We start from the raw sequence: 9,941 nt of genomic DNA, 5'->3' as shown, positions 1-9,941 counted from the left end.
CTAGATCCCGATGAAATGACCCGCCACGAAAGCTTCACTCGGCTTGTTCGGGAAGGACGCAGCGTGGAGGACATATCCCTGACCTTCGGCCTGACCGCTTTACAGGTGAAGCGAACCCTCGCGCTGGGCAATCTCCTGCCCCGCATCCGCAATCTCTATCGGATGGGCAGCATCGAAGCCGTGACCGTCCGGCACCTGACCCTTGCCACCAAGGCACGGCAGCGCGAATGGCTGACGCTGCTCGACAGCGAGAGTGATCACGCCCCCACCGGCCAAAATCTCAAGGCATGGTTGCTAGGCGGCACTACCATTTCCGCCAAGGTCGCGCTGTTCGATCTTGCGCCCTATCCGGGCGAGATCGTCTCCGACCTGTTCGGCGAGGACAACTATTTTGGTTGCGCTGCGGATTTCTGGACGGCGCAAATGGCGGCGGTTGAGGAACGGGCGCAAGCCTTTCGCGACGCGGGATGGCCGGAAGTCGTCATCATGGAGCGTGGCAACTATTTCCACACATGGGAGCATGAGCACTGCCCGAAGAAGAAAGGCGGGCGCGTCTATGTGGCGATCAGTCATCGCGGCGAAGTCACTTTTCATGAAGGCTATGTGACCACCAAGGAGGCCCGCAAGCGCGAGAATGGCGACACGGTTGCCAAGCCGGTGCGCCCGGAGGTCAGCGCGCCTATTCAGAACTATATCGATTTGCACCGTCATGCCGCCGTGCAGGCCTCCCTGCTGTCGCAGCCCGCCATGGCGCTGCGCCTGATGGTAGCCCATGCCATCGTTGGTTCGCCCTTGTGGCGGGTGGACGTGGAAAAGCAGCGCGCCAACAATGACGCTATTGCCGAGAGCGTGGAAGGCAGCGCATCGGAAGCGATCTTCGACGCCAAGCGGCGCGAGGTTCTCGGTCTATTGGGCTTCGATCCCGAGACGCCGACCGTGACGGGCGGCTATGCGGGCGATCATGGTTTGCCGGGGCTGTTTCTCCATCTGTTGGGCCTGCCCGATGAGGCGGTCTCTTCCATCCTCGCCATCGTGATGGGAGAGACGCTGGCGGCGGGGAGCACGATGGTCGAATTGCTAGGCAGCTTGCTCAACGTCAATATGTCCACTGTCTGGCAAGCCGACGATGCCCTGCTCGACAGCATCCGCGATCGCGAAGTCATCGGGCGCATCGTCGCAGAGGTGGCAGGCGATGCCATTGCCTGCGCCAATGCCGGGGAAAGCGTCAAGGTGCAGCGCCAGATCGTGCGCGATTGCCTTGCCGAGATCAATGGGAGGGCGAAGGTCGATGGCTGGGTGCCGCGCTGGATGACCTTTCCGCCCTCAACCTACACCGACCGGGGCGGCGTTGGCAGCGCCGAGCGGTGGAGCGAGTTTGCCCCGTTGCTCGATACCGCAGAAACCGTGGACGAAAGCGCGAATCAGCCGATGGCGCAAACCGCCTGACCTTGCATGACCCGGAGGCGGTACCGCCTCCGGGGCTTCTACCGTTCGGCGGAAAGTGCCATCAAGGACGGGCATGATGAAAGCAGATTTGAAAACCGCTCCTCCGCCAAAATGGCGGAGGAGCGGTTTTGCGACGAACGGAATATTGCACTGCCTCCTGCTACTTGGTCAGTAGGAGACCTCTCGCGGCAGTCATTTAGAAGCTGCCCGGTTATAACGGACGGGAAGCGGCTTACTTGTGCGCCGACCCGCGTCAGCGTTGGTCCAAATCATAGGCAGACTTGCAAACTGAACGGCGTCATCAGCGATCCAGGCTGCGTCATACAGCGTTGTTCGCTCCTGTGCGAAGTAGAACGGATCGCACGTTCGTCCCGCAACAGATTTTGGCACATTGAGCGCCCACCCCTTTAATCCGCAGCCATGCACCTCCCCATCAACCAGATTATACTGGGCTACGACTGCCTCAGAAAGTGGGGTCAGCGTGATCGATGCGACGGTATGATGAAACAAGATGCTGTCTTCATTTTTGCGCGTTTGGAGGTCTGTGCCATGATAGTCCACCTCCAGGGTGGGTGTTTGACAGTCATTCTTGGCATATAATCGAGCACTGGCTTCTATCGCCCCGTCCTTGATGGCGATCCGGGTGATGATCCCATGTCGGACGCCCTTGCCGATCGGGGTGCAATCCGAGACCCAGTTTCCATCCAACCCCTCTGCCTGAACCGGTATGGCGACACTGGCGGCTAGCAAAGTGGCAAACAGGATCAATTGGGCCTCCCCCTGCGATTCGAAGAAATTGAACTACCTGATTGCATTAAAGGCTAGCATTTTCGAGTGATCGGCCTCCCTCCGCTGGTGCAAATAGTTCGAGAATTGGCATTGACGATCGGCTCTCTTTGATGCCGGACCATGACCCATCGCGCCAGCCGACTCTTTGTTTCATGGTCATTTTCTGATAGGTTGCTCACGCGTTGCGCACAGGGCAGCGCCGGGACTGCGAATCCTGATCCGAAATAGCCTTCCTCGAAAACAGATCGTTTTCGGGGTGCCGTCGTATATGTCCAGGTCTTCGGGCTAAAAACGGCGGCGCATGTCTTCGGATCATGTTCGCAGCCCCGGTGACTCCCGTGCCCAGTGCGCGGGAGTTTCGGGATTGTACCGCATCCGCCCCGTCGCTTCCGCCTCATCCGCTTTGGATGCGGAATGGAGGTGCATATGCCTGCTCCTACATCACGGCGCGCGCTGTTGCGTGCCATGGCCACCGGCCCCACCGCTGCCGTCACCCTGGTCGCCCTCTCACCACGGCACCAAGCCTTGGTGTCACTCCATCGACACTATGACGATGAGCCCGCGAAGCTTGCCAGAACGAGAGAGGGACGAAGTATAAGCCGCTTTCGCTATCACAATGCCGAACGCTCCTGCCAGTTGCTGGAAACGCCTCTCTTTGCCGAACCGCGATTTACCAGCGAGGCATTGCATAGAGCAGGCTTTGTCCTCCAACAGGCCCTGTGCGCCTATCTTCTCGACATCGGCCTTACCGACGCGTGGAATGCGCGCCACATCAAGCAGGACATCGCCAAGGCGCTGGCCTACGCCAATGCGGCGGGTCTCGGCCATGGCTGCCCCGACATGGCGCGACTGGCAACGGTTCTCTCCCCCTATTGGAAATGGGGCTATCATTATGATGACTGGGAGGAAGATCGGCCCGATACCGGCGGCTTCATCCCGTCTTCGATCACGCCTCTTGTCCGGACGCTAGTGGAGCGCATTCACGACGTGACCGGGCATCCTCGTCCCAAAGGCTGGCACAGCTTCCCGCGAGGGGGGCGGTCATGATGCTGAGTACCAGCCTCGATCCTCTGTCGATCGCCGTGCGCGTGAGGGAGGCCGATCATGCCTGCATCGCGTGATATCGATCCAAATTTGCAGGCAACTTATCGGGATGCCGTGGCGCGCTTGCCGGTACTGACCCGCGTGATCTTGCAAATGCATCAGAGCAACGATCTTCCCTATGATGAAATTGCTCGACATCTGTCTATTGATCCGGTCGCGGTGATAGCCTGCGTGGCCGAGGCGCTAAGCATGATCGTTGCCATGCTCGATGGCGATCAACCACGACGCCAGCGGGCGGCGCAAATCGGCCCGGCAGAAACCGCCCTGCGTAAGCGTCATCGCCGTTATTGCGAGGACTGCATTGGCGCCCTTGGCGTCGCAGCGCCGACCATAGGGGAGAAACTGGACGACGATGACCGCACTGTTGCGAAGAAGCTGACCCGCGCAACGCGACTCTTGTATAAAGCGGCCTATTTCTGCGGCCGACTTTCCCTATTGCAGATTGCCCCGCGCTTGCTGTCTGTATCGGGCATGGCAGATCGCCGAATGTTCGGCCAATTCGACCGAAAGGGGCACGCCCCGATGCCTTTCGAGGCGTGGCTGCGAAATCTGTGCCGGTCCCCCGCTCTATCGGTTCATGGCGCATAAATGCCATTCAGCCATAGGAGCGGCCGGGACGAGGCTTCGCCACTCAACGGACTGCATCCGGCGAAGCCTCGTTCCGCCCCCTTTTCACCCGCTTTTCGTGAAAAGCTGATCGAACAGTTCCTGGCTGCGCCGTCGGCCTTTGCGTGTCAGGACCACGGATTTCGATTTGCCCACCGGATCGAGGATCAACCCTCGCTGATGCAGGCGGTCGAGGGCGCTCCAATCGAAAGACTTCCAAGACCTGGCCGTGCCGAAAAGCTGATCTTCCTCGTGTAGTGTCAGGAACAGCAGCGCCAGTACCGCCTCGTCGATCCGGTTCGTGTCGATATCCTTGTTCATGGTGACGCTCCAGCTCAATCCTTGGCTGACGGTTCGGGTGGTCGATCGATCCGGCAACCTTGCCAATCCCAATCGTCCCTGGGAACGAAGGCGACGAAATCGCCGTCAATAATCAGCGTTGCTTCGGTGCTATGATAATATTGGCCAAGAGAAGATTCTTTGCGGCGCATTTCATAGCGGCGCTTTTCCGCGATGACCGTAGCTCGACGTGGCGCAAAGCCCAGGAGAAAATAGCGGCCATTCTCACAGTGAATCCGGACTTGCGCGTTCGTCTCCGCCGACGCGGACAGGGGTAGACTGAAGATGAGCGCCAGGGCTGTAGCAAGCGATTGAACGGTCCAGCGACACATGCTTTCGTTGCTCCTCACAAATCCGCGCCTCAAACTCCCGATTGATCGCCATTGAGCGCATTTTCGATCATCGCCGCCAGCGTCTCCTCTGCTCTGGCACGGACTCCCGAATCTTTTGCCTCAAGATCATGCCGAATCCATTGCGGTGCGCGCTCAATAACGCGCAATATGGTCATCTTGGTAGGTTCGTCCATACAGTGTCCCTATAAAGGCGCGGGGCATGAGTCATTGAAAAATCGCGGCCCATTCAGCATCGGCGCGATAGCGTTCCAATTGGGCTTCCGACAGCCACACACGCGGATATTCCATGGCCACTCCGTCCTCAGCCGCAGCGCAATAATCCTTGCCCCCGCTTTGCGGCGGTACCACCCAGCCAAAGCGCCGCCGCCGTAGCGCCCTCAATTTTGGCCTGATCACGTTTGAAACCGATGGTGGCAGTAATGGCGCTGTGAAGCCGCTATCTACCCATTCCAGCACCAGCAATGCGTCTTCGCGCGTGCGCAGGTCCGCAACACCGGCGAGCAGCATGCCATCGGCAACATCGTCCAGCAGCAACCCCAAACGAAGCGCAGGCTGGCGCGCTATCAACTTCTGCAACAGGTTGTATCGGGGCTTGCCTTGTCCCAGTGTTGCAAACTTCTCCCAAAGCTTTTCCTCGCCTTTGGTCAGACTCGCCAGCGCGTAGAGATCGTAGGTGTCCTTGCTGACCGTGAAATCCCGTCGCACGGCGTTGCGATGGACGCGCACAGCATCATTGCGCAAGACCATCGGAAAGGCGGGGTCGATCAGCATGCGCAGAACGATCCCGACCCGCGCTGGGAACGGGATGCCTTATTGCGCGTGGTCGGGCGTAACGGGCTGCTCGGCGATCTGCTCAGTTGCAAACGCCCGTTGTCCTTTACGCTATCATAGGGCCAAAGCGACAATCTGTTTCTTGCCTCGCAGTTCAGGACTTATTGCCGACATGATTGGCTGTAGGCGATGCTGTATGGTTGATCGAAGCAGGACACCAGACCATTCACGACATCCAGATTTGGCGGCCATGATCGAACCTTGATTTTCTTTCCTTCGGGCGTTGCGTCGGGCTGCTGGGCAGGCGGCGGCAAATTTGCCAATCTGTCGCGGGCCATTTTCAGTTCTGTGACATCATGGCGCAGGAAAGCTATGGAGGCGTCGACATAGGCATTCCAGCCCGTATCCACATTCCATTGGTTCGGTTGCTGGCGAGACAGTTCAAACAGCGACAGCGCCTCTTCCGTCTGCCCAGCCCCCGCTCTTAATTGTCCTTCATGCCAGAACAATATGGTGTCATGTCCGGGGTGGGCTATCCGATAATCCTTGATAAGGTCAGCGGCAGCCAGTTGACAGTCGGGCTTGCTTGCAACTGCCCGCCATCCACCGTGCATGTTCTGGTCAAAGGCATGCGAATCCAGAGCGATCATGACGTCGCGGTCCACCTCGCAACTGGGCGGCGGCAGTCCGGCCACTTGAATAAGAATTATGGCGATCCATGACATGCCTATATTTATGGCATCGCATTCTTGCGCCGCAAAGTCTCATTCTCTTGTTTTTTGCTCCGCCTCGAACACGCGTTTGCCCTTGCGCTTCCATAGCGTCAGTGCGCTCGCCCGTTCGTCACCGCGCAGCCTGTCCGCGAGGTCAAGAAACGCGCCGTAGAGCGTGGCGCGATCATCATCGATAAGATCGACCAGCCCAGCTTTGATGACGAGACCACCCAGTTCGATCAGGTGCTTGGTGCGTTCGCGGCGCTTTACGGCCCAGTCACGCATGTCGGCTCGCGCCCTGCTGGCCTCAGCCCTGTTGTGCATTACCAGTGCCTGCCGCAGCGCTTTGGCCGACAGGTTCAGGTTCGCTTGCAGGCTTGCGCGCACGCCCAAGAAAGAAGGCCGCGCCCGCCTGGCGCCAGCCCTCCTTGGTGGTAGCATCCTTCACCGTGGTGGCGTGCAATAGCGCCCCGGCCAGTATATCGGCGTCGAGCGTATCGGCTTCGCAAGCCGTCACCAGTTCTCCAAGCTGGCGCACGCGCCGTTCCTTGAGCGCCTTGGCCTTGTCGGCAAGGGCTTTGAGTTCCGAATCAAAATCACGCGGTTTGCGCATCGCAAAGTCTCCATTGAGTGACGATGGCGCTATGATAAGATGATCTCACCCGCCGCGCAGTAGCGTCGCCGGAACAGCCTGACACCGCCTAGTCCCGTCCGAGAAAATTTCGAGAAGGGCGCGCTTATACGTCGTGCCGACGTGCGCTTGAGATAGTAAATGGATGATCGTTATGGCGATCTACCATTTCTCCGTTCAGGTCATTAGCCGCGCGCAAGGGCGCAGCGCCGTCGCGGCGGCGGCCTATCGCGCGGCTGATCGCCTGCACGACGATCGTCTCGACCGCGACCATGACTTCACGAACAAGGCGGGCGTCGTCCATTCGGAAATCCTCCTGCCCGAAGGTGCCCCCGAACGCTTCTTAGATCGCGCGACCCTCTGGAACGAGGTCGAGGCAACCGAGAAGCGCAAGGATGCGCAGCTAGCGCGCGAAGTCGAGTTCGCCATCCCGCGCGAGATGAACCAAGCGCAGGGCATCGCGCTCGCGCAGGATTTCGTGCGCGCCGAGTTTGTCGATCGCGGCATGATCGCGGACCTCAATGTGCATTGGGACATCGGCGCGGACAAGCAGGCGAAGCCACACGCCCACGTCATGCTCACGATGAGGGAAATCGGGCGCGAAGGGAGCGAAGACGAGTTCGGCGCGAAGGTCCGCGACTGGAACCGCACCGAGTTAGTGGAGCAGTGGCGCGAGCGCTGGGCCGATCATGTCAACACCCGTCTTGCCGAACTCGACATCGACGCGCGGATCGATCACCGCAGCCTTGAAGCGCAGGGCATCGACCTTGAGCCGCAAGATAAGATCGGCCCCGCCGCGCAGCGCATGGGGACACGCGGTCTTGAGTCCGAGCGGATCGAAGATCACCGTGCCGTGGCCCAGCGCAACGGCGAGCGGATCATCGCTGATCCTTCCGTGGCGCTGAATGCGATCACCCATCATCAGGCGACATTCACCACACGCGACCTTGCGATGTTTGTCCACAGGCACAGCGACGGCAAGGACCAATATGACCGGGCGATGAGCGCCGTTCGCGCCTCGCCCGATCTTGTCGCCCTGGGCAAGGACGGGCGCGGCGATGATCGCTTTACGTCGCGCGACATGATCGACACCGAGCAGCGGGTGCAGCGCGCGTCCGAATTGATGGCGGAGCGCGAACGGCATCGCGCAGACGAGAAGGCGCGCGAGGCGGCATTGGTCAGCGCGGAAGAGCGCGGATTGTTGCTGTCCGGCGAGCAGCGCGGGGCGTTCGAGCATGTGACCGGCGATCAGGATTTGAGCATCGTCGTGGGCTATGCCGGAACCGGCAAGAGCGCGATGCTGGGCGTGGCGCGGGAGGCGTGGGAGCGGTCAGGGTTCGAGGTGCGCGGCGTGGCGCTGTCTGGCATCGCGGCGGAGGGACTGGAGAACGGTTCCGGCATCGCCTCGCGCACCATTGCCAGCATGGAATATGGCTGGGCCAACGGGCGCGATCTTCTCACCGCCCGCGATGTGCTGGTGATCGACGAGGCGGGCATGGTCGGCACGCGCCAGATGGAGCGCGTCCTGTCCCATGCCGAAGCGGCGGGGGCAAAGGTGGTACTGGTCGGTGACGCCGAGCAGTTGCAGGCGATCGAGGCGGGCGCGGCGTTCCGCGCGATCCATGAACGGCATGGCGGCGTCGAGATCACCGAAATCCGCCGCCAGTATGAGGACTGGCAAAAGGACGCAACCCGCCATCTGGCGACCGGCAGGACCGGCGAAGCGATCCGGGCCTATGCCGATCACGGCATGGTCCACGCGGCCGACACACGCGAACAGGCGCGCGCGGACTTGATCGATCGTTGGGACGAAGCACGGCAGACCGAACCCGGCAAGACGCGGATGATCTTCACCCACACCAATGACGAGGTGCGCACGCTCAACGAGATGGCGCGCGATCGGCGGCGCGACGCGGGCGAGCTGGGCGACGATGCGCGCGTGAAAACCGCGAACGGCGACCGGGATTTCGCATCCGGGGATCGCGTCATGTTTCGGCGCAACGAACGCAGCCTTGAGGTCAAGAACGGCACGCTCGGAACCATCGAGCGCGTCAGTGAGCAGAGCATGACCGTGCGGACCGATGACGGGCGTTCCGTCGCTTTCGATCTCAAGGACTATCGCGACCTTGACCATGGCTATGCCGCCACGATCCACAAGACGCAGGCGGTCAGCGTCGATCGCACACACGCGCTCGCCACGCCGGGGATGGACAGGCACGGAACCTATGTCGTCCTCACCCGCCATCGGGAAGGCGTGGACTTTCACTATGGGCGGGATGATTTCAAGGATGATTCCCGCCTTGTCCGCACCCTGTCCCGCGAGCGGGCCAAGGACATGGCGAGCGATTACGAGCGGCGCGATCCGGCTAAGGAATTTGCCGAGCGACGCGGTTTCAGCTTTGGCGAGCGCGTCGCGGAAATCGTCAGGCCGATCGCGGAGAAGGCGCGCGGGATCTTCGACGGGCTGCGCCTCTCGCTGCCCGGTCAGGATCGCGCGGCATTGCCCACGCCCGCACCCGAGCGCGGCATGTTCGACGGCCTCGATCTTGGCCGTTTCGTTTCCGCACCCGTTCACGATCCCGCACGCCAGCAGCAGCGCGACCACGACCGGCAGCCGATGCGCGCGGGCGGCTTGCGCGGCGCGGTCGAGCGCTACGCCAAGGCGATGGACGCGATCCGGCAGACCCGCGCGCAGGGCATCGACCCCATGCCCCACCAGCGCGAGGCACTGGATAAGGCACGCGACGCGCTCGACGCGATCCGGCCCGAAGGCTCCACCGATTTGAACAGCGCGTTCCGCAATGGCCCCGAACTAATCCGCGAGGCAGCGGAGGGGCGCGGCCATGAGGCCTTGCGCGCAATGCAGGCGGAGGCGGCGATCCGCATCGATCCTTACAGCCGAGCCGACAGGTTCGTGGAGGGCTGGCAGCAGTTGCAGCGCCAGCATCAGGAGCTTGTGCGCGACGGCAATTTCCGGGCCGCGAAAACCACAGCGCAGCACATGGCCGACATGGCGAAAAGCCTTGAGCGCGACGCCCAGCTTGAATCGGTGCTTGGGCTGCGCAGCCGGGAGCTTGGCCTTGAGATCGGTCAGGACATGGGCCGCAGCATCGGCCGCGACCTCGCCGCCTCCATCCCCTTCGATCATGGCCGCGACATGAGCCGCGGCATGGAACGCTAGAACAAGGA

The 9,941-nt window shown here is 61.2% G+C and carries 12 protein-coding genes; 4 read left to right on the top strand and 8 right to left on the bottom strand.

Annotated elements, in window-relative coordinates:
* A partial coding sequence (locus ACUCV3_RS21445; RefSeq protein WP_482241124.1) for a chromosome partitioning protein ParB occupies positions 1-1,446 on the top strand: 1,446 nt, incomplete at its 5' end.
* Positions 1,447-1,638: 192 nt separating this feature from the next.
* Here ACUCV3_RS21445 and ACUCV3_RS21440 read toward each other — a convergent pair.
* Complete coding sequence (locus ACUCV3_RS21440) at positions 1,639-2,214, bottom strand: hypothetical protein (RefSeq protein ID WP_159365503.1); 576 nt, start codon at positions 2,212-2,214, stop codon at positions 1,639-1,641.
* Between the two features lie 435 nt (positions 2,215-2,649).
* On the opposite strand from ACUCV3_RS21440, the gene ACUCV3_RS21435 reads away from it, so the two are divergent.
* Together ACUCV3_RS21435 and ACUCV3_RS21430 are read left to right on the top strand one after the other, a co-directional pair.
* Positions 2,650-3,282: a hypothetical protein gene (locus ACUCV3_RS21435; protein WP_201450249.1), complete on the top strand. Its 633-nt coding sequence runs from the start codon at positions 2,650-2,652 to the stop codon at positions 3,280-3,282.
* Positions 3,283-3,339: 57 nt separating this feature from the next.
* Positions 3,340-3,927 carry a sigma factor-like helix-turn-helix DNA-binding protein gene (locus tag ACUCV3_RS21430; RefSeq protein WP_159365502.1) on the top strand — a complete coding sequence of 196 codons (588 nt, stop codon included), beginning with the start codon at positions 3,340-3,342 and terminating at the stop codon, positions 3,925-3,927.
* Positions 3,928-4,011: 84 nt separating this feature from the next.
* Here ACUCV3_RS21430 and ACUCV3_RS21425 read toward each other — a convergent pair whose 3' ends face one another.
* From ACUCV3_RS21425 to ACUCV3_RS21395, 7 genes are all read right to left on the bottom strand, one after another.
* Positions 4,012-4,266 (bottom strand): DUF6429 family protein, encoded by a 255-nt coding sequence (locus ACUCV3_RS21425; protein ID WP_159365501.1) that lies wholly within the window; start codon positions 4,264-4,266, stop codon positions 4,012-4,014.
* 14 nt (positions 4,267-4,280) lie between these two features.
* The gene (locus ACUCV3_RS21420) at positions 4,281-4,616 is read right to left on the bottom strand and encodes a hypothetical protein (RefSeq protein ID WP_159365500.1); all 336 of its coding nucleotides are present in this window, start codon (positions 4,614-4,616) and stop codon (positions 4,281-4,283) included.
* 29 nt (positions 4,617-4,645) lie between these two features.
* Positions 4,646-4,810: a DUF6771 family protein gene (locus ACUCV3_RS21415; RefSeq protein ID WP_201450248.1), complete on the bottom strand. Its 165-nt coding sequence runs from the start codon at positions 4,808-4,810 to the stop codon at positions 4,646-4,648.
* Positions 4,811-4,841: 31 nt separating this feature from the next.
* Positions 4,842-5,408: a hypothetical protein gene (locus tag ACUCV3_RS21410; protein ID WP_159365499.1), complete on the bottom strand. Its 567-nt coding sequence runs from the start codon at positions 5,406-5,408 to the stop codon at positions 4,842-4,844.
* Positions 5,409-5,569: 161 nt separating this feature from the next.
* Positions 5,570-6,133, bottom strand: a complete 564-nt coding sequence (locus ACUCV3_RS21405; RefSeq protein ID WP_159365498.1) for a hypothetical protein — start codon at positions 6,131-6,133, stop codon at positions 5,570-5,572.
* A gap of 39 nt (positions 6,134-6,172) precedes the next feature.
* Positions 6,173-6,406, bottom strand: a complete 234-nt coding sequence (locus tag ACUCV3_RS21400; RefSeq protein WP_159365497.1) for a conjugal transfer protein TraD — start codon at positions 6,404-6,406, stop codon at positions 6,173-6,175.
* Between the two features lie 22 nt (positions 6,407-6,428).
* Positions 6,429-6,734 carry a conjugal transfer protein TraD gene (locus tag ACUCV3_RS21395; protein WP_159365496.1) on the bottom strand — a complete coding sequence of 102 codons (306 nt, stop codon included), beginning with the start codon at positions 6,732-6,734 and terminating at the stop codon, positions 6,429-6,431.
* A 172-nt stretch (positions 6,735-6,906) separates the two neighbouring features.
* Here ACUCV3_RS21395 and traA point away from each other — a divergent pair, with 172 nt between their 5' ends.
* Positions 6,907-9,933, top strand: a complete 3,027-nt coding sequence (gene traA, locus ACUCV3_RS21390) for a Ti-type conjugative transfer relaxase TraA (protein ID WP_159365495.1) — start codon at positions 6,907-6,909, stop codon at positions 9,931-9,933.
* The last annotated feature ends 8 nt before the right edge of the window (positions 9,934-9,941 follow it).

Source organism: Sphingobium sp. VMM, from assembly GCF_056790315.1.
Note: the sequence above shows the minus strand (reverse complement) of the source record. Positions and strands in the feature narration are given on the sequence as shown.